Here is a 19,349-nt window from a genome sequence, read left to right as displayed (position 1 = left end):
TCATCAAGGTTCAAACGGCCGGCGCTGGAACTGGTCGTGACCGCATTTCGGGCAGAGCGGCAGCACTTCCGGCGTGTAAAACGCCAGGTGATAGTGACACTGCTCGCAGACCAGATTGCCCAGCCCCACCACTTCACCGCTGTGATACACGCCGTGGTGGCTGACATCCTTGAACACCTCGCGCCACTCCAACTGGGTTTTGTCAGTGATATCCGCCAGCTCCTGCCACAGGCTCTCCTTAATCACCCGCATAAACACGCTGTCGGTAAACTCGTCCCGGCTCTCCTGATAGCTGCGAGCGAACTCCTCCAGATCGCGCCGCACCGCCTGCGTCACCTGCCGCACTTCGTCGCGGGTCAAATCTTCGGCCTCGTTCAAGCGCCGCTCCGCGCTGGCCACCAGGGCGTCGATATCTCGTTCACCGTTTTTCAGGCGTTCGGTCAGCGATGCCACCAATTCGCGGTAATACTGAGCAACCTTGTTCATAGACTCTCCTCGATAAACGCTGCGCCGGACTTGGCTGTAGGGATCCCCCCTAAGCTACTTGTTCTTATTTTAGCCGTAAATGACTGATGTCACTTGGCAAGACGCGGGATCCGCAGGTTGTGAGCCGCGTCATGACGGCGTTTTTTTTAAATGCGCCGAGTCAGGCGCTTGGAGTTGTTGCCGGGAGGTCTTATCAGCTATGCTATGCGGATCTACGAATACTAAATGTTCATTGCGTTGCCTCTGACCGGGGCAACGGTTTACACCTACAGGACCACCGGCCGCCATGCAAGAGCAATACCGTCCAGAAGACATAGAATCGAACGTACAGCTTCACTGGCAAGAGAAGCAGACTTTCAAAGTTACCGAAGACGACAGCAAGGAAAAGTACTACTGCCTATCCATGCTGCCTTACCCGTCCGGCCGACTGCACATGGGCCACGTTCGTAACTACACTATCGGCGACGTGATCTCGCGCTATCAGCGCATGCTGGGCAAAAACGTACTGCAGCCGATCGGCTGGGATGCGTTCGGCCTGCCGGCGGAAGGCGCCGCGGTGAAAAACAACACCGCGCCGGCCCCGTGGACCTACGACAACATCGAATACATGAAGAACCAGCTGAAACTGCTGGGCTTCGGCTACGACTGGGATCGCGAAATCGCCACCTGCCAGCCGGAATACTATCGCTGGGAACAGTGGTTCTTCACCAAGCTGTATGAAAAAGGCCTGGTCTACAAGAAGACTTCGGCGGTGAACTGGTGTCCGCACGATCTGACCGTGCTGGCCAACGAACAGGTTATCGACGGCTGCTGCTGGCGCTGCGACACCAAGGTCGAACGTAAAGAGATCCCGCAGTGGTTCATCAAAATCACCGCTTACGCCGATCAGCTGCTGAACGATCTGGACACGCTGGAAAGCTGGCCGGAGCAGGTGAAAACCATGCAGCGCAACTGGATTGGCCGCTCCGAAGGCGTGGAAATCACCTTCGACGTGGCGGACAGCGAAGAGAAGCTGACGGTTTACACCACCCGCCCGGACACCTTCATGGGCGCCACCTACGTGGCGGTCGCCGCGGGCCACCCGCTGGCGCAACAGGGCGCGCGCAACAATCCGGCGCTGACCGAGTTCATCGACGAATGCCGCAACACCAAAGTGGCCGAAGCCGAAATGGCGACGATGGAGAAGAAAGGCATGCCGACCGGCCTGTTCGTGGTCCACCCGCTGAGCGGCGAGAAGCTGCCGGTGTGGGTCGCCAACTTCGTGCTGATGGAATACGGCACCGGCGCCGTGATGGCGGTACCGGCGCACGACCAGCGCGACTGGGAATTCGCCACCAAATACGATCTGCCGATCAAGCCGGTGATCCTGAACCTCGACGGCAGCCAGCCTGACGTGAGCGCCGAAGCGATGACCGACAAAGGCGCGCTGTTCAACTCCGGCGAGTTCGACGGTCTGGACAATGAAGCGGGCTTCAACGCCATCGCCGACAAACTGGTCGCCAAGGGCGTAGGCCAGCGTAAGGTTAACTACCGTCTGCGCGACTGGGGTGTCTCCCGTCAGCGTTACTGGGGCGCGCCAATCCCGATGGTGACGCTGGAAGACGGCACCGTAATGCCGACGCCGGAAGACCAGCTGCCGGTGATCCTGCCGGAAGACGTGGTCATGGACGGCATCACCAGCCCGATCAAGGCCGACCCGGAGTGGGCGAAAACCACCGTCAACGGCCAGCCGGCACTGCGCGAAACCGACACCTTCGACACCTTTATGGAGTCCTCCTGGTACTACGCGCGCTACACCTGCCCGCAGTATGACCAGGGCATGCTGGATCCGGCTGCCGCCAACTACTGGCTGCCGGTCGATCAATATATCGGCGGCATCGAACACGCCATCATGCACCTGATGTACTTCCGATTCTTCCACAAGCTGATGCGCGATGCGGGCCTGGTGGATTCCGATGAGCCGGCCAAGCGCCTGCTGTGTCAGGGCATGGTGCTGGCCGACGCCTTCTACTACACCGGCAACAGCGGCGAGCGCGTCTGGGTATCCCCGGTTGACGCCACCGTCGAGCGCGACGACAAGGGCCGCATCATCAAGGCTACGGATCCGCAAGGCCGTGAACTGGTCTATGCTGGCATGAGCAAAATGTCGAAGTCGAAAAACAACGGCATCGACCCGCAGGAGATGGTGGAAAAATACGGCGCGGACACCGTGCGTCTGTTCATGATGTTCGCTTCACCGGCAGAAATGACGCTGGAGTGGCAGGAATCCGGCGTGGAAGGGGCTAACCGCTTCCTGAAACGCGTGTGGAAACTGGCCTATGATCACGTGGAAAAAGGCGCGGTACAGCCGCTGAACGTGGCGTCGCTGAACGAAGATCAGAAAGCGCTGCGCCGCGATCTGCACAAAACCATCGCCAAGGTGACCGACGATATCGGCCGCCGTCAGACCTTCAACACCGCAATCGCTGCCGTGATGGAGCTGATGAACAAGCTGGCCCGCGCGCCGCAGGAGAGCGAGCAGGATCGCGCGCTGCTGCAAGAAGCGCTGCTGGCCGTGGTGCGCATGCTGTATCCGTTCACCCCTCACGTGTGCTTCACCCTGTGGCAGGCGCTGGGTGGCGAAGGCGACGTGGACACCGCGCCATGGCCGGTTGCCGACGAACAGGCGATGGTCGAGGACTCCAAGCTGGTGGTGGTACAAGTGAACGGCAAGGTTCGCGCTAAAATCACCGTATCTGCCGATGCGACCGAAGAGCAAGTGCGCGCGCGCGCTGCCGAAGAGCATCTGGTGGCTAAATATCTGGACGGCGTCACGATTCGCAAAGTGATTTACGTTCCGGGCAAACTGCTTAACCTGGTTGTGGGTTAACACAAGGAGGAGTTGTGCGACAACGTATTCTGACGCTGTTGCTGGGGTTGGCGGTGCTGGTCACCGCCGGCTGCGGTTTTCACCTGCGTGGCACCACGCAGGTGCCTAATGAAATGAAAACGCTGATCCTCGACAGCGCCGACCCTTATGGTCCGTTGACGCGCGCGGTGCGTGAACAGTTGCGTCTGAACGACGTGACCATCGTCAGCGATCCGAAGCGTAAAGACGTGCCTTCTCTGCGCATCCTCGGTGCGACGGAAAGCCAGGATACTGCCTCGATCTTCCAGGACGGTAAAACCGCCGAGTATCAGCTGGTGCTGACCGTGCAGGCGCAGGTGCTGCTCCCGGGCCACGACCTGTATCCGCTGTCGGTGAAAGTGTTCCGTTCGTTCTTCGACAACCCGCTGACCGCGCTGGCCAAGGACTCCGAGCAGGAGATCATTCGCCAGGAAATGCGTGAGCAGGCAGCGCAGCAACTGGTGCGTAAACTGCTGACCGTGCATGCGGCGGAAGAAGAGAACCGGCAGAAAGCCGCTTCCGCCGGCGAACGAGCGGCAAGCCAAACCGCACAATGATCCGTATTTATCCGGAACAACTTGCCGCGCAGCTCCGTGAGGGGCTGCGCGCTTGTTATTTATTGAGCGGCAATGAACCGCTGCTGCTGCAGGAGAGCCAGGATTTGCTCCGGCAGGCCGCGCAACAGCAGCAGTTCAGCGAGCACTACAGCATTTCCCTCGACGCCCATACCGACTGGGACGCCATCTTCGGCATCTGCCAGGCGATGAGCCTGTTCGCCAGCCGCCAGACGCTGCTGCTGATCTTCCCGGAAAACGGCCCGACGGCGCCGATCGGCGAACAGCTGACCAAGCTCGCCACGCTGCTGCACGAGGATATTTTGCTGATCCTGCGCGGCCCGCGCCTCACCAAAGCGCAGGAAAACAGCGCCTGGTTCAAGGCGCTCAGCCCGCACGGCGCTCTCGTCAGTTGCCAGACGCCTGAACAGGCGCAGCTGCCGCGCTGGGTCGCCGCGCGCGCCAAGTCGATGAAACTGGAGTTGGACGACGCGGCCAATCAGCTGCTGTGCTACTGCTACGAAGGCAACCTGCTGGCGCTGTCGCAGGCGCTGGAGCGGCTGTCGCTGCTGCACCCGGACGGCAAGCTCACCCTGCCGCGCGTCGAGCAGGCGGTGAACGACGCCGCCCACTTCACGCCGTTCCACTGGCTGGATGCCCTGCTGGCCGGCAAGAGCAAGCGCGCCTGGCATATTTTGCAGCAGTTGCAGCAAGAGGACGTGGAGCCGGTGATCCTGCTGCGCACCCTGCAGCGCGAACTGCTGCTGTTGCTGACGCTGCAGCGCCGCATGGCTTCCGCGCCGCTGCGTTCGCTGTTCGATCAGCACAAGGTCTGGCAGAACCGCCGCCCGTTGGTGACCCAGGCGTTGCAACGCCTGTCCGGCCCCCAGCTACAGCAGGCGGTACAGCTGCTGACGCAAATCGAGCTGACCCTCAAGCAGGACTATGGCCAGTCGGTCTGGCCGGAACTGGAAACCCTGTCGATGCTGCTGTGCGGCAAACCCCTGGCCACGAGTTTTAGCGATGCCCACTAACCCGGAACACCCCACCGTTTTGCACGCGCTGTTCGGCGGCACCTTTGATCCGATCCACTATGGCCACCTGCGGCCGGTGGAGGCGCTGGCCGCCGAAGTGGGCCTGAATCGCGTCACGCTGCTGCCTAACCATGTGCCGCCGCACCGCCCGCAGCCGGAGGCCAATGCGCAACAGCGCCTGAAGATGGTCGAGCTGGCGATCGCCGGCAACCCGCTGTTTGCGGTCGACGATCGCGAACTGCACCGCACCACGCCCTCCTACACCATCGAGACGTTGGAAACGATTCGTAAAGAGCGTGGCGCCGCCCAGCCGCTGGCGTTTATTATTGGCCAGGACTCGCTGCTGACGCTGCATAAGTGGCACCGCTGGCAGGCGCTGTTGGACGTCTGCCACCTGCTGGTGCTGGCGCGCCCGGGCTATAACGATCGCATGGACACGCCGGAACTGCAGCAGTGGCTGGAACGCCATCGCACCGCCGACCCGGCGCTGCTCAGCCGTCGCCCGCACGGCCATATCTATTTGGCCGATACGCCGGAGCTGGAAATTTCCGCCACTGAGATCCGCCAGCGCCGCCATCAGGGCCTCAACTGCGACGACCTGCTGCCGCGCCCGGTGCAGCGCTATATCGAGTTGCAGGGTTTATATCGCTAGTGAAAGGTGCGTGATATACTGCGCCGCTATTTTTCAGGTATCCGCTGAAAACCCCGGAAACCTTAGCTGGCCGGGCAGTCACCAGTTAGCTGGCTTTCAGCGGCAGCCTGCCGAAACCATTATCCGGTTACGCCGCGGCGCGCGCATTTTGCCCGCCGCAGCCGACTGAACAGAACACACCCGAGGGGGAACCTTTGCAAGGTAAAGCGCTCCAAGATTTCGTCATCGATAAAATCGATGATCTGAAAGGCCAAGACATTGTCGCTCTGGACGTCCAGGGCAAATCCAGCATCACCGATTGCATGATCATCTGCACCGGCACCTCAACGCGCCATGTGATGTCGATCGCCAGCCACGTGGTGCAGGAATCCCGCGCCGCGGGCATGGAGCTGTACGGCATGAAAGGCCAGGAAGCCTCCGACTGGATCGTGGTCGATCTGGGCGAAGTGATCGTGCACGTGATGCAGGAAGAAAGCCGTCGCCTGTACGAGCTGGAAAAACTCTGGAGCTAAGCGGTGAAACTGCAATTGGTGGCGGTCGGCACCAAAATGCCAGACTGGGTGCAAACCGGCTTTATGGATTACCTGCACCGCTTTCCCAAAGACATGCCGTTTGAGTTGACCGAGATCCCGGCCGGCAAACGCGGCAAAAACGCCGACATCAAGCGCATTCTGGACAAGGAAGGCGAACAAATGCTGGCGGCGGTGGGCAAAGGCAACCGCATCGTTACGCTGGATATCCCAGGCACGCCGTGGGAAACGCCGCAGCTGGCGCAGCAGCTTGAGCGCTGGAAGCAGGATGGCCGCAATGTCAGCTTGCTGATCGGCGGCCCGGAAGGGCTGGCGCCCGCCTGCAAAGCCGCTGCCGAGCAGAGCTGGTCACTTTCTCCGTTGACGCTGCCGCATCCTTTGGTGCGCGTCCTGGTGGCCGAAAGCCTCTACCGCGCCTGGAGTATTACAACAAATCATCCTTACCACCGGGAATAGCCGGTGGTGACCGTGACAGAGTGAAATAAAGCAGCGGGATGAAAATAGAACGTAACCCTTTTCGCGACTATACGGCTGAATCCGCCCTGTTTGTACGCCGCGCCCTGGTGGCGTTCCTGGTCATCCTGGTGCTGTCCGGCATCCTGATCGCCAACCTGTATAATCTGCAAGTGGTCCGCGTCGAGGATTACCGCACCCGCTCCAACGAAAACCGCATCAAACTGGTGCCCATCGCGCCCAGCCGCGGCATTATCTACGATCGCAACGGCACCCCGCTGGCGCTCAACCGCACCATTTATCAGCTGGAGCTGATGCCGGAGAAGGTCGACGATCTCAAGGCCACGCTGCAGGCGCTGCGCACGGTGGTCGATCTGACTGACGACGACATCGCCAATTTCGAAAAAGAGCGCAAGCGCTCGCGCCGTTTCGTCTCCATTCCGGTGAAAACCGCGCTGACCGAGGTGCAGGTCGCCCGCTTTGCGGTCAATCAGTTCCGCTTCCCCGGCGTGGAAGTGAAAGGCTACCAGCGCCGCTACTATCCTTACGGATCCGCCCTCACCCACGTCACCGGCTATGTGTCGAAGATCAACGACCGCGACGTTGAACGTCTGGACAAAGACGGCAAGCTGGCCAACTACGCCGCCACCCACGATATCGGCAAGCTGGGCATCGAACGCTATTACGAAGACACGCTGCACGGTAAAACCGGTTACGAAGAGGTTGAAGTCAACAACCGCGGCCGGGTGATCCGCCAATTGCACGAGCAGCCGCCTTCCGCCGGCCAGGACGTCTACCTGACGCTCGATCTTGATCTGCAGCGCTATATCGAACAGCTGCTGGTTGGCAGCCGCGCCGCGGTAGTGGTGAGCGATCCGCGCACCGGCGCCATCCTGGCGATGGTGTCCAATCCGAGCTACGATCCGAACCTGTTCGTGGACGGCATTTCCAGCAAGGACTATCAGGGTCTGCTGAACGATCCGAATCGCCCGCTGATCAACCGCGCCACGCAGGGGGTTTATCCGCCCGCGTCGACGGTGAAACCTTATATCGCCGTGTCGGCACTCAGCGCCGGGGTGATCACCAAGAACACCGTAGTGTTCGATCCCGGCTGGTGGCAACTGCCCGGCTCGGAAAAACGCTTTCGCGACTGGAAAAAATGGGGGCACGGCCGCCTGAACGTCACCAAAGCGCTGGAAGAATCCGCGGATACCTACTTCTATCAGGTCGCCTATGATATGGGGATCGATCGGCTGTCGAGCTGGCTGACCAAATTCGGTTACGGCCAGTACACCGGCATCGATCTGGCCGAAGAGCGCTCCGGCCTGATGCCGACGCGCGAATGGAAGCTGAAACGCTATAAAAAACCGTGGTATCAGGGCGACACCATTCCGGTAGGCATCGGCCAGGGTTACTGGACCGCCACGCCGATCCAGATGGCCAAGGCGCTGAACACCCTGATCAACGACGGTACCGTCAAAACGCCGCACCTGCTGCAGAGCACCCGCGTCAACGGCGCGCTGGTGCCGTTCAAACAGGAAGAGAGCACGCAGATCGGCGATATTCACTCCGGCTTCTGGGAAATCGCCAAAGACGGCATGTACGGTGTGGCCAACCGTCCGAACGGGACGGCACGCAAGTACTTTGCGGACGCATCTTATAAAGCCGCGGCGAAATCGGGCACCGCACAGGTCTTCGGTTACGAAACCTACAACGCCCATAAACTGGCGGAGCACCTGCGCGATCACAAGCTGATGACCGCCTTTGCGCCGTTCAACAACCCGACGGTGTCGGTCGCCATCATTCTGGAAAACGGCGGCTCCGGTCCGGCGGTGGGCACCATCACCCGCCAGATCCTCGACCATATTCTGCTGGGCGACAACAATACGCAATTGCCAAGCGAGGCCCCGCTGCCGCCTGGCGTAGAAGGTGACTAAGGTAGAACATGACTGAAAGCCAACAAAAAGGCTCGATCTGGACCAAAATCCACATCGATCCGACGTTCCTGCTGCTGATCCTGGCTCTGCTGGTCTACAGCGCCTTCGTGATGTGGAGCGCCAGCGGCCAGGACATCGGCATGATGGAGCGCAAGATCGGGCAGATCGTCATGGGGCTGATCGTGATGGCCGTCATGGCGCAGATCCCGCCGCGCGTGTACGAAAGCTGGGCGCCCTATCTGTATATTTTCTGCGTGATTTTGCTGATCCTGGTGGACGCCTTCGGGCAGATCAGTAAAGGCGCGCAGCGCTGGCTGGATCTCGGCGTGGTGCGCTTCCAGCCGTCAGAAATCGCCAAGATCGCCGTGCCGCTGATGGTGGCGCGCTTTATGAACCGCGATGTCTGCCCGCCTTCGCTGAAAAACACCGCCATCGCGCTGGTGCTGATCTTCCTGCCGACGCTGCTGGTGGCCGCGCAGCCGGATCTCGGCACCTCGATCCTGATCGCCGCCTCCGGCCTGTTCGTGCTGTTCCTGTCGGGCATGAGCTGGAAACTGATCGCCGTCGCCGCCGTCGCGCTGGCGGCCTTTATCCCGGTGCTGTGGTTCTTCCTGATGCACGGTTATCAACGCGACCGCGTGATGATGCTGCTCGATCCGGAGAGCGACCCGCTCGGCGCCGGTTATCACATCATTCAATCCAAGATCGCCATCGGCTCCGGCGGGCTGTCCGGCAAGGGCTGGCTGCACGGCACCCAGTCGCAGTTGGAGTTTCTGCCGGAGCGCCATACCGACTTTATCTTCGCCGTGTTGGCCGAAGAGCTGGGGCTGATCGGGGTGTTGGTGCTGCTGGCGCTCTACCTGCTGGTGATCATTCGCGGGCTGATGATCGCCGCCAAGGCGCAAACCACCTTCGGCCGCGTGATGGTCGGCGGCTTGATGCTGATTTTGTTCGTTTATGTCTTTGTTAACATCGGTATGGTCAGTGGCATTTTGCCGGTAGTTGGCGTACCTTTGCCTCTGGTCAGTTACGGGGGTTCGGCGCTGATAGTGTTGATGGCCGGTTTCGGCATCATCATGTCGATCCACACGCATCGGAAAATGCTGTCTAAAAGTTTATAAGAGGTGAGTAATGCGTAAGGAATGGCTTTGGATCGGCGTCGCGGCGGTGTTGCTCTCCGCCTGTACCGCCCCGACCACGGAACAGCAAGCCCCTCCGCAGCCGTACAACGGCCCGGTGGTGGAAATCGGCGGCGTCGAGCCTCAATATGAACCCTATAACCCTAATAACATGCAGGATTATAAGGTTAATGGCGATACTTACCGCATCGTAAAAGATCCGCAGAACTTCTCGCAGACCGGCCTGGCGGCCTGGTATGGCGAAGAGGCCAACGGCAACACCACCGCGCTGGGCGAGCAGTTCGATCCTAATGGCCTGACTGCGGCCCACCCAACGCTGCCGATCCCAAGCTACGTGCGCGTCACCAACCTGGCCAACGGCCGTCAGTTGGTGGTGCGCGTCAACGATCGCGGGCCTTACACCAAGGGCCGTATCATCGATCTGTCGAAAGCCGCCGCCGATCGTCTCAACCTGTCCAACAACACCAAGGTCAAAGTCGATTTCATCAACGTGGCGCCGGACGGCACGCTGAGCGGCCCTGGCACCATCGGCACCATCGTGGCGAAACAGAGCTACGCATTGCCGGCGCGCCCGGATCTTGGCTCCAGCGGCATGGGCACCCCGATCCAACAGGACGTGCCGGTCGCCAGCGGCGCGGCGGTGCGCCCTATTGATAACAGCACCCTGCGCACCGATGACGACGCGCCTGCGAACGCCGGCAACGCCGCCAACGGCCGCAGTGGTTTCCTCGGCGCGCCAAGCGCATTACCGGCCGGCGTGCTGGAAAGTGCCGAGCCTGAAGCCGCCGCAGTAGCCGCACCGGTCGCGGCCGGCGCTGCGGCTGTCGGCACGGCTGCCGCCGCCTCTTCCGGCGGCTACGTGGTGCAGGTCGGTGCGCTGAGCAGCGCCGAGCGCGCCCAGAGCTGGCAGCAAAGCCTGAGCCAACAGTTTGGCGTGCCGGGTAAAGTGGCGGCCAACGGCAATGTTTACCGCGTCCAGCTCGGCCCGTTCAGTAGCCGTCAGCAGGCGGCCCAACTGCAACAACGCCTGGCCAGCGAAGCGCAACAACAGTCTTTCGTTACTGCTGCACCCTGAGCGTTAAGCCCGGCGGGCATTCACGGCCGATAAGCGGTTATTTAGCTGAAACATTTTCTTGCAGCTAAAAGGGCACTAACCGCAATTAGTCAGATGAATGGGTAATGCCTGCCGGGATCGCATCTGCTATAGTGTGGCTCGTTTTTTAACTTTACTTTCACGGATGTTGTAGTCCCGATCATGAAACAAGTAACTTCTTTTCGCTTAATCAAAAGCATCGCCCTCGGCACCGTTATCGCAATGAGCGCAGCCTCCGTTGCGCACGCCGATGACGTTAACATCAAAACCATGATCCCAGGTGTCCCGCAGATCGATGCGGAAGCGTACATCCTGATTGATTACAACTCCGGCAAGGTGCTGGCCGAGATGAACGCCGATGCGCGTCGCGATCCGGCCAGCCTGACCAAAATGATGACCAGCTACGTCATCGGCCAAGCGCTGAAAGCGGGCAAAATCGGCCAGGACGATCTGGTGACCGTCGGCCAGGACGCCTGGGCAACCGGCAACCCGGTGTTCAAAGGCTCCTCGCTGATGTTCCTGAAGCCAGGCGATCGCGTGCCGGTCTCCAAACTGACCCGCGGCATCAACCTGCAGTCCGGTAATGACGCCTGCGTGGCGATGGCCGACTACGTCGCCGGCAGCCAGGACGCGTTCGTCAACCTGATGAATACCTACGTCAGCAAGCTGGGCCTGCAGAACACCCACTTCCAGACGGTACACGGCCTGGATGCCCAGGGCCAGTACAGCTCGGCGCGCGACATGGCGCTGATCGGCCAGGCGCTGATCCGCGACGTACCGGAAGAGTACGCGATTTACAAAGAAAAAGAGTTCACTTTCAACAATATCCGCCAGATGAACCGCAACGGTCTGCTGTGGGATAACAGCCTGAACGTCGACGGCATCAAAACCGGCCACACCGACGCGGCGGGCTACAACCTGGTGGCTTCGGCGACCGAAGGCCAGATGCGTCTGATCTCTGCCGTGATGGGCGGCCGCACCTACAAAGGCCGCGAAGCCGAGAGCAAGAAACTGCTGACCTGGGGCTTCCGCTTCTTCGAAACCGTGGCGCCGCTGAAAGTCGGTAAAGAGTTCGCCTCCGAGCCGGTCTGGTTCGGCGATGCCGATCGCGTTGAGCTGGGCGTGGATAAAGACGTCTACCTGACCATCCCGCGCGGCCGCATGAAAGATCTGAAGGCCAGCTATGTGCTGAACACGCCGGAAATTCACGCGCCGCTGGCGAAAAACCAGGTGGTGGGCAGCATCAACTTCCAGCTGGACGGCAAAACCATCGACCAGCGTCCGCTGGTGGTGATGAACGAAGTGAAAGAAGGTGGTTTCTTCAGCCGCATCGTGGACTATATCAAACTGATGTTCCACCACTGGTTCGGTTAACGGTTGAAACGGGCGAAATTGCCCCCATATACTGAATAACATTAACTCCCGCCCCGGCGGGAGTTATAATTTATAGATTAGCTAGCACTCTGGAGCGCACGCACATGCAAAAAACTAAACTGAACGAACTGCTCGAATTCCCTTGCTCGTTTACCTACAAGGTGATGGGCCTGGCGCAGCCTGAGCTGGTTGACCAGGTAGTTGAAGTGGTGCAGCGCCATGCGCCGGGCGATTACAACCCGCAGGTTAAGCCAAGCAGCAAAGGCAACTACCACTCGGTCTCCATCACCATCAACGCCACTCACATCGAGCAGGTCGAAACCCTGTACGAGGAGTTGGGCAACATTGAAATTGTTCGCATGGTGCTGTAATTCCAGCATAAAACCCTGCTTATCAACCCGGGATGGCGCAGCGTCTTCCCGGGTTGCGCATTTTTGGTCAGCGAAAGGCTGGCCGCCAGCCGGAGCGCCCGGTATAATGGCTTTACCACTTCTGTAACCTGACGATGACTCTTTTGCAACCAGACAAGATCATTTTGCGTCAGCTGGGGTTGCAGCCCTACGCGCCTGTATCCCAAGCCATGCATAACTTCACCGACAGTCGTACCGAGACTACGCCGGACGAGCTGTGGCTGGTGCAGCATCACCCGGTATTCACCCAGGGCCAGGCCGGCAAAGCCGAACACGTGCTGATGCCCGGCGATATCCCGGTTGTCCAGAGCGATCGCGGCGGCCAGGTGACCTACCACGGGCCGGGCCAGCAGGTGATGTACGTGATGGTCGATCTGAAGCGCAATAAGGTCGGCGTACGCCAATTGGTCACGGCGATAGAAGATACGGTTATCAACACCCTCGCCCACTTCCGCCTCGCATCGCGCGCCCGTCCGGATGCGCCCGGCGTGTACGTGGGGGAGCAGAAAATCTGTTCGTTGGGTTTGCGGATCCGCAAAGGCAGCTCATTCCACGGCCTGGCCCTGAATGTGGCGATGGATCTCAGCCCCTTCCAACGCATCAACCCTTGCGGTTACGCCGGCATGCAGATGACGCAGGTCAGCGCGCTGGCGCCCGGCGTTGGCATTGAAGACATACACCCAATCCTGGTACAGGAATTTGTTCATTTACTCGGCTACCAGACGGTCGAGCTTCGTAACTGGAACCTGCACGATTATGAGTAAACCAATTCAGATGGAACGCGGCGTCAAATACCGCGATGCTGACAAAATGGCGCTGATCCCGGTCAAAACGGTGGTCACCGAACGGCAGGAGCTGTTGCGTAAACCCGAGTGGATGAAGATCAAACTGCCTGCCGACTCTACGCGCATTCAGGGCATCAAAGCCGCCATGCGTAAAAACGGCCTGCACTCCGTCTGTGAGGAAGCCTCGTGCCCTAACCTGTCCGAGTGTTTCAACCACGGTACCGCCACCTTTATGATCCTCGGCGCCATCTGCACCCGTCGCTGCCCGTTCTGCGACGTGGCCCACGGCCGCCCGATCGCGCCGGACGCCAACGAGCCGGAAAAGCTGGCGCAAACCATCGCCGACATGGCGCTGCGTTATGTAGTGATCACCTCGGTTGACCGCGACGATCTGCGCGACGGCGGCGCTCAGCACTTTGCCGACTGCATCGCGGCCATCCGCGCCAAGAGCCCGAACATCAAAATTGAAACGCTGGTGCCGGACTTCCGCGGCCGTATGGATCGCGCGCTGGAGATCCTCACCGCCACGCCGCCGGACGTGTTCAACCACAACCTGGAAAACGTGCCGCGCGTCTACCGCCAGGTGCGCCCGGGCGCCAACTACGAGTGGTCGTTGAAGCTGCTGGAGCGCTTTAAAGAAGCGCACCCGGATATCCCGACCAAATCCGGCCTGATGGTTGGCCTGGGCGAAACCAACGCGGAAATCATTGAAGTGATGCGCGATCTGCGTCGCCACGGCGTGACCATGCTGACGCTGGGCCAATACCTGCAGCCGAGCCGTCACCACCTGCCGGTGCAGCGCTACGTCAGCCCAGCCGAGTTTGACGAGATGAAAGAAGAAGCGATGGCGATGGGCTTCACCCATGCCGCCTGTGGCCCGTTCGTGCGTTCGTCTTACCACGCCGATCTGCAGGCCAAAGGGATGGAAGTGAAATAACGCGTAATAGTTTGTTACGCTAAAGACGGCGAAAACGCCAAAAAACGGATGTCCGCAAGGCATCCGTTTTTTATTGTGCGCCATCAGACGGGATTAAACGTCTTTCTTCTCGACGCTCTGCTGCGCGGACTGGCTTTCGGCGGCATTGTTGCCGGCGGCCGGCGGCGTACTGTCGTCGCCTACGGCTTTTTTAAAGCCTTTCAGCGCCGCGCCAAGATCGGCGCCGAGCGTGCGCAGTTTGCTGGTGCCGAACAGTAAAATCACCAACACCGCAATCACCAGAAGTTTGGTAATGCTGATACCTTCCATACTCACCTTCTTATCATAGAGCGCTGCGTGAACAGCGAGAAAAACTGACCTTGCCTGCGAATATTTAGCGACTTTCCTTCAGCTCGCACAACCGCAACATGTAACAGAGTGAGATCGGTCGCAGGAATGCCGCGCGCCCCTGCGGCGTGAATCCCAGACTATTCTTAGTTTATCACCCGCATGCTACTCTGCCGTGATGCCTATCAGGGAGATGCCGGATGTATATTGCTCCACCCATTTTCGATGCCCGAAAATCCGGCCTCAGCTTCGCCAAACGCACCTATCTGCCCCGCGTCGCCGGTCTGGGGCTCGGCTTTATCTGCGTTTGCGCCGCGCTCTACCCCTTGGCTCCGCCCACGGCGGTCTGGCTATTGCTGGCCTTTCACGGCTTTCTTTGGCCGCATCTCGCCTATCGCCTGGCCTGCCGCGCCAAAGATCCGTTCAAAGCCGAGATCCGCAACCTCTTGATCGACTCCGCCTTCGGCGGTTTCTGGGCGGCGATGATGGCGTTCAACGCGCTGCCCGCCATCGTCATCCTGTCGATGATGAGCATGAATAACATCGCTTCAGCCGGCAAAACGCTGTTTGTGAAAGGATTGGCCATTCAACTGGCCACGGCGATGCTCACCACCGCGCTGCTCGGCTTCCCGTTTCACCCGCACAGCACGGCGTTGCAAATCTATCTGTGCCTGCCGATGATCTACCTTTATCCGACACTGCTCGGGCTGGTGACCTACCGCACCGCCAAACGGTTGGCGGAAAAGAAACAGGAGCTGCAGCGCATCAGCACCCGCGATGGGCTGACCGGCCTGTATAACCGCCGCCACTGGGAGCACCTGCTGCATCGCCAGTTCGACAGCTGCCGCCGCTACCAGGACAACGCCACGCTGATCCTGATGGATATCGATCGCTTCAAAACCATCAACGACACCTTCGGCCATCCGCTGGGAGATGAAGCCCTGGCGGCGTTGGCGGAAGAGCTGCTGATCGGCATGCGCAACGTGGATATCGTCGGGCGCTACGGCGGCGACGAGTTTGGCGCAGTGCTGCCGAACACCAGTGCTGAACAGGCGGAAATCGTTCTGCGCCGCATCCAGCAGCGGCTGGACGCGGTTAGCTTCAAGGAGGCGCCGCAGCTGCGGCTGCAGATCAGCGCCGGCATCGCCAACTACCACCCTGAGTTGGGCGGTTATCTGGACTGGCTGAAAGCGGCCGACAGCGCGCTCTATCGGGCGAAGCAGAATGGCCGCAACCGGCTGGAAACGGCGCCGCCAGGGGAGTAACTTACTGACTTAATAACTTGGCAAAATACTTCGGCGCTTCGACAAAGCCTTCACGCCGGTAAAATGCATGCGCCCGCTCGCGGCGGCTGTGGCAATGGACTTCCAGCCGATCGCAGCCGCGACGGCGCGCCAGCGCCTCACCTGCCTCCAGCAACAGCCGCCCTACGCCCGCGCCGCGCGCCCGATCGTCGACGCAAAAATAGCTGATGCGGCCAATGTCGCCGGCCAACGCCAACTGCGGCAGAAAATGCAACGACAACACGCCCAGCACTTGTTCGCCCTGCTCCGCCACCAGCAACGCCTCGTCCGGGTGCGCCAGAAGTTGCTGCATCCGCTGTGTCAGAAACGCCTCGGTGCCGGGATAATCCAGCGCCGTCATTAATTCAGCGATAGCGTGCCGGTCGCTCAGACGCGCCGTTCTGATTTCCATCCGTTTTACCTCGCAGAGTGCCGATACTACAAAATAGGCGGCATTAGGTGTAACATCCACCGGGTGCGGCGAAAAAGGCCGTGCGGCACGCTGGAGATGACATTCCTCCCTAACCGCCTTCACAGGCTGATGATGTCTACGTAACCTCTCGGAGAGAGGCGCGTAGCGTTACGCCTGTCCCTTTCCGAGCCTCGTGAATTTCTCTGATTGAAAGGTAGTTGCCCCATGTTGAGCTCTTTACTGGCCGTATTTATCGGCGGCGGCGTCGGCAGCGTTTTGCGCTGGGCGGTAAGTATGAAAATGAATCCGCTGAACGCCCACATTCCGCTCGGTACGCTGATGGTCAATCTGATCGGCGGTTTTATCATCGGCCTGGCGATGGCGATTTTCACCCGCATGACGCATCTGGATCCCACCTGGAAATTACTGATCACCACCGGATTCTGCGGCGGCCTGACCACCTTCTCCACCTTTTCGCTGGAGGTGGTATACCTGATGCAGGATGGCCGCTTCGGCTGGGCGCTGGCCAACATGCTGCTCAACCTGGCCGGCTCGCTGGCGATGACGCTGCTGGCCTTTATGCTGGTGATGTGGGTCAACGGGCGATAAGGCCTTAATGTTTCCTTAATCTTGCATGCGCATAATCTCATCCAGTACTCCTGACTGGATGAGAAATCGCTATGTTTAGCCTGCCGAAAACCGCCGCCGAAGCGATCGCCGTTGCGCTGTGCGTGCTGATCGTCGCCGCCTTTATCAAATCCTACCTGTTCGCTTAAACGCCTTTTATCGCAGCACGCGTTCATCTTGCGTCTTTCCGGTCGGTTACACTACAATTGAGAATGAACGTTCACACCCAAAAATGTGAACCTGGCTCACGCGTAGCAAAGGATCGGGCAGATGCTCCCCCCCAACGACAGTAAACAGGCCAAGGTGCAGGCTCGCCGCGATCAGATCGTCGAAGCGGCGAAAACCAGCTTTCGCCGCCACGGCTTCCACGCCGCCAGCATGGCGGAGATCGCCCAAGGCTCGCAGCTCAGCGTCGGGCAAATCTATCGCTATTTCGCCAATAAAGACGCGATCATCGAAGAGATCGTCAACCGCATCATCACCAACAAGATGCAGCGGCTGGAAAACCTTGGCGATCACATCAACCTGATCGCCGGCGTGCTGGCGGCGCGCACGCTGTTTCAGCAGCCGGGCGAGAGCGAAACCGATCACATGCTGATGCTGGAAGTGACCGCCGAGGCCACGCGCAACCCGGTGGTGGCCAAAATGCTCAGCGATGCGGAAGCGCGGCTGTTTCGCCACGTGTGCCACAATCTGCAGCGGCTGTACCCCCATTTCAGCGCGGAAGAGATCGCCGCCCGGGTGGAGTTTATCGCCGTCATGAGCGAAGGCACCGGTTACCGGATCCTTACCACGCAAAAAGCCGATGCGTCCCTGCTGCGCGATCTGTATCAGCAGGCCATTTCTCACCTGTTCAGGAAACTCTAATCTCCCATGACCAAACACTTAGCCAGACAACGTCTGGTGTACGCCGTCGTGCTTGGCCTGCTGGCCGCGCTGGGGCCGCTGTGCACCGATCTCTATCTGCCCGCTCTGCCGGAAATGGCGGGCGAGCTGAATACCTCCACCGCCGCCGCGCAGCTCAGCCTGACCGCCGGGCTGCTCGGCCTGGGCGTCGGCCAGCTGATTTTCGGCCCTTACAGCGACAAGCTGGGCCGTATGCGCCCGCTGCTGCTGTCGCTGATCCTGCTGCTGGGCGCTTCGCTGTGGTGCGCGCTGGCGCCCACCATCGACCAGTTGCTGATCGCCCGCCTGCTGCAGGGCATCGCCGGCGCCGGTGGCGCGGTGATTTCCCGCGCCATTGCCCGCGATCTGTACGCCGGCCATGAGCTGACCCGTTTCTTCGCCTTGCTGATGCTGGTTAACGGCCTGGCGCCGATCGTCGCGCCGGTGCTGGGCGGCGTGATGCTGCAGGTGATGAACTGGCGCGGCATCTTCGGCGTACTTGCGGCCATCGCGGTGCTGCTGTTCAGCCTGTCGGCGCTGAAGCTGCGCGAATCCCTGCCGGTAGAGCGCCGCAGCCAGGGCGGTATCCTGGCGATGCTGATGTCGCTCGGCGGGTTGCTGACCCAGCGCTATTTCATGGGCCTGTGCCTGACGCAGGGCTTCGTAATGGCCGGCATGTTCGCCTATATCGGCGCTTCGCCTTTCGTCTTGCAGCAGATCTACGGCCTCAGCCCGCAGATGTTCAGCCTGTGCTTCGCCATTAACGGCGTCGGGCTGATCATTGCGGCGCAGCTGGCCAGCCGTCTCAGTTCACGTTGGGGGGAACGCCGGGTGTTGAAAAGCGGGTTAACGCTGGCGGCCGTCGCATCGCTGTTGCTGTTGTTGGCCGCCGCGCTGCATGCGCCGTTGGTCGTGTTGCTGGTGCCGCTGTTCTTCTCGGTGGCGGTGATCGGCATCGTCGGCCCGACCGCCTCGTCGCTGGCGATGCAAAGCCAGGGGGACAAAGCCGGCAGCGCGTCGGCCTTGATCGGCGTGTGCATGTTCGCGCTCGGCGCCTGCGCCGTGCCGCTCACCGGGCTGGGCGGCACCTCAGGCCTGTCGATGGCGCTGACCATCGTCGGCTGTTACGCCATCGCCATCCTGCTGTTCAGCCTGTTGGCCCGCCGCAGCGACGCATAACGCGCCCAATAAAAAACCCGCTCAATGAGCGGGTTTTAAGAAATTCAGCTACGCAGCTTAGATAGCAGTAACGTTAGCGGCAGATGGGCCTTTGGCACCGTTCGTGATTTCAAATTCTACACGCTGGCCTTCAGCAAGCGTTTTGAAACCGTTGCTAACGATGGCAGAGAAGTGAACGAAAACGTCCTTGCTACCATCTTCCGGAGTAATGAAACCGAAGCCCTTGGATTCATTAAACCACTTAACGCTACCTTTAATCTTAGACATCAAACTTACCTTTAACGTGAATGAAAGACACAAAACCTGTGTCGATTACAGTACAGCAAGCAGGCAGGATTTTGTCCACCACCGCGATCACAGAAATC

At 60.1% G+C, this 19,349-nt stretch carries 21 protein-coding genes and 1 riboswitch; of the genes, 17 read left to right on the top strand and 4 right to left on the bottom strand.

The genetic code is table 11. From position 1 onward, the window contains the following. Positions 1-3: 3 nt before the first annotated feature. Entirely contained in the window at positions 4-486 is a 483-nt protein-coding gene (locus ACJ8PN_RS01455; protein ID WP_442534548.1) for a zinc ribbon-containing protein, read from the bottom strand. A 286-nt stretch (positions 487-772) separates the two neighbouring features. Between ACJ8PN_RS01455 and leuS the strand changes: the two genes are divergently transcribed. From leuS to lipA, 13 genes are all read left to right on the top strand, one after another. Beyond that, positions 773-3,355: a leucine--tRNA ligase gene (gene leuS, locus ACJ8PN_RS01450; RefSeq protein WP_049188480.1), complete on the top strand. Its 2,583-nt coding sequence runs from the start codon at positions 773-775 to the stop codon at positions 3,353-3,355. Between the two features lie 14 nt (positions 3,356-3,369). Beyond that, positions 3,370-3,930, top strand: coding sequence for an LPS assembly lipoprotein LptE (gene lptE / locus ACJ8PN_RS01445; RefSeq protein ID WP_171453472.1), 561 nt, complete (start codon positions 3,370-3,372; stop codon positions 3,928-3,930). Then, positions 3,927-4,961, top strand: coding sequence for a DNA polymerase III subunit delta (gene holA / locus ACJ8PN_RS01440; RefSeq protein WP_033633934.1), 1,035 nt, complete (start codon positions 3,927-3,929; stop codon positions 4,959-4,961). Before lptE ends, holA begins: the two co-directional genes overlap by 4 nt. Beyond that, positions 4,951-5,613, top strand: a complete 663-nt coding sequence (gene nadD / locus ACJ8PN_RS01435) for a nicotinate-nucleotide adenylyltransferase (protein WP_015376938.1) — start codon at positions 4,951-4,953, stop codon at positions 5,611-5,613. Before holA ends, nadD begins: the two co-directional genes overlap by 11 nt. 194 nt (positions 5,614-5,807) lie before the next feature. After that, positions 5,808-6,125, top strand: coding sequence for a ribosome silencing factor (rsfS, locus tag ACJ8PN_RS01430; protein WP_015376937.1), 318 nt, complete (start codon positions 5,808-5,810; stop codon positions 6,123-6,125). Between the two features lie 3 nt (positions 6,126-6,128). After that, positions 6,129-6,599: a 23S rRNA (pseudouridine(1915)-N(3))-methyltransferase RlmH gene (rlmH, locus tag ACJ8PN_RS01425; protein WP_004940002.1), complete on the top strand. Its 471-nt coding sequence runs from the start codon at positions 6,129-6,131 to the stop codon at positions 6,597-6,599. 38 nt (positions 6,600-6,637) lie between these two features. Continuing rightward, on the top strand, positions 6,638-8,533 hold the full coding sequence (gene mrdA, locus ACJ8PN_RS01420) for a peptidoglycan DD-transpeptidase MrdA (protein WP_004940004.1): 1,896 nt from the start codon (positions 6,638-6,640) through the stop codon (positions 8,531-8,533). Between the two features lie 8 nt (positions 8,534-8,541). Then, positions 8,542-9,654: a peptidoglycan glycosyltransferase MrdB gene (gene mrdB, locus ACJ8PN_RS01415; RefSeq protein WP_004940006.1), complete on the top strand. Its 1,113-nt coding sequence runs from the start codon at positions 8,542-8,544 to the stop codon at positions 9,652-9,654. Between the two features lie 10 nt (positions 9,655-9,664). After that, positions 9,665-10,747: an endolytic peptidoglycan transglycosylase RlpA gene (rlpA, locus tag ACJ8PN_RS01410; protein WP_171453471.1), complete on the top strand. Its 1,083-nt coding sequence runs from the start codon at positions 9,665-9,667 to the stop codon at positions 10,745-10,747. A gap of 180 nt (positions 10,748-10,927) precedes the next feature. Continuing rightward, entirely contained in the window at positions 10,928-12,139 is a 1,212-nt protein-coding gene (gene dacA / locus ACJ8PN_RS01405) for a D-alanyl-D-alanine carboxypeptidase DacA (RefSeq protein WP_004940010.1), read from the top strand. 104 nt (positions 12,140-12,243) lie between these two features. Continuing rightward, positions 12,244-12,510 (top strand): DUF493 family protein YbeD, encoded by a 267-nt coding sequence (gene ybeD, locus ACJ8PN_RS01400; RefSeq protein ID WP_004940012.1) that lies wholly within the window; start codon positions 12,244-12,246, stop codon positions 12,508-12,510. A gap of 134 nt (positions 12,511-12,644) precedes the next feature. After that, on the top strand, positions 12,645-13,313 hold the full coding sequence (gene lipB, locus ACJ8PN_RS01395) for a lipoyl(octanoyl) transferase LipB (RefSeq protein WP_015376934.1): 669 nt from the start codon (positions 12,645-12,647) through the stop codon (positions 13,311-13,313). Next, positions 13,306-14,271, top strand: a complete 966-nt coding sequence (gene lipA / locus ACJ8PN_RS01390; RefSeq protein WP_171453470.1) for a lipoyl synthase — start codon at positions 13,306-13,308, stop codon at positions 14,269-14,271. The genes lipB and lipA overlap by 8 nt, the downstream gene beginning before the upstream one ends. A 93-nt stretch (positions 14,272-14,364) precedes the next feature. Here the strand turns inward: lipA and tatA are convergent, their stop codons facing one another. Further along, positions 14,365-14,580: a Sec-independent protein translocase subunit TatA gene (tatA, locus tag ACJ8PN_RS01385; protein ID WP_004940019.1), complete on the bottom strand. Its 216-nt coding sequence runs from the start codon at positions 14,578-14,580 to the stop codon at positions 14,365-14,367. Between the two features lie 218 nt (positions 14,581-14,798). Between tatA and ACJ8PN_RS01380 the strand changes: the two genes are divergently transcribed. Next, complete coding sequence (locus tag ACJ8PN_RS01380; RefSeq protein WP_442534547.1) at positions 14,799-15,863, top strand: diguanylate cyclase; 1,065 nt, start codon at positions 14,799-14,801, stop codon at positions 15,861-15,863. A 1-nt stretch (position 15,864) separates the two neighbouring features. Here the strand turns inward: ACJ8PN_RS01380 and ACJ8PN_RS01375 are convergent, their stop codons facing one another. Next, the gene (locus ACJ8PN_RS01375) at positions 15,865-16,293 is read right to left on the bottom strand and encodes a GNAT family N-acetyltransferase (RefSeq protein WP_171453468.1); all 429 of its coding nucleotides are present in this window, start codon (positions 16,291-16,293) and stop codon (positions 15,865-15,867) included. A gap of 83 nt (positions 16,294-16,376) precedes the next feature. Continuing rightward, positions 16,377-16,439: riboswitch (Fluoride riboswitch) on the top strand. A 79-nt stretch (positions 16,440-16,518) separates the two neighbouring features. Between ACJ8PN_RS01375 and crcB the strand changes: the two genes are divergently transcribed. The 3 genes from crcB to ACJ8PN_RS01360 all read left to right on the top strand — a co-directional run bounded on the left by crcB (position 16,519) and on the right by ACJ8PN_RS01360 (position 18,984). Continuing rightward, on the top strand, positions 16,519-16,902 hold the full coding sequence (crcB, locus tag ACJ8PN_RS01370) for a fluoride efflux transporter CrcB (protein WP_004940022.1): 384 nt from the start codon (positions 16,519-16,521) through the stop codon (positions 16,900-16,902). A 288-nt stretch (positions 16,903-17,190) separates the two neighbouring features. Then, on the top strand, positions 17,191-17,787 hold the full coding sequence (locus ACJ8PN_RS01365; protein WP_131164587.1) for a TetR/AcrR family transcriptional regulator: 597 nt from the start codon (positions 17,191-17,193) through the stop codon (positions 17,785-17,787). A 6-nt stretch (positions 17,788-17,793) separates the two neighbouring features. Beyond that, positions 17,794-18,984 carry a multidrug effflux MFS transporter gene (locus ACJ8PN_RS01360; protein WP_346593704.1) on the top strand — a complete coding sequence of 397 codons (1,191 nt, stop codon included), beginning with the start codon at positions 17,794-17,796 and terminating at the stop codon, positions 18,982-18,984. Positions 18,985-19,041: 57 nt separating this feature from the next. On the opposite strand, the gene cspE is transcribed toward ACJ8PN_RS01360, so the two are convergent. Then, positions 19,042-19,251, bottom strand: coding sequence for a transcription antiterminator/RNA stability regulator CspE (gene cspE / locus ACJ8PN_RS01355; RefSeq protein ID WP_004940030.1), 210 nt, complete (start codon positions 19,249-19,251; stop codon positions 19,042-19,044). Positions 19,252-19,349: the final 98 nt, after the last annotated feature.

Origin of the sequence: Serratia sp. CY76391 (genome assembly GCF_052166695.1) — a bacterium.
GTDB classification, from domain to species: Bacteria; Pseudomonadota; Gammaproteobacteria; order Enterobacterales; family Enterobacteriaceae; genus Serratia; species Serratia nematodiphila.
Note: the sequence above shows the minus strand (reverse complement) of the source record. Positions and strands in the feature narration are given on the sequence as shown.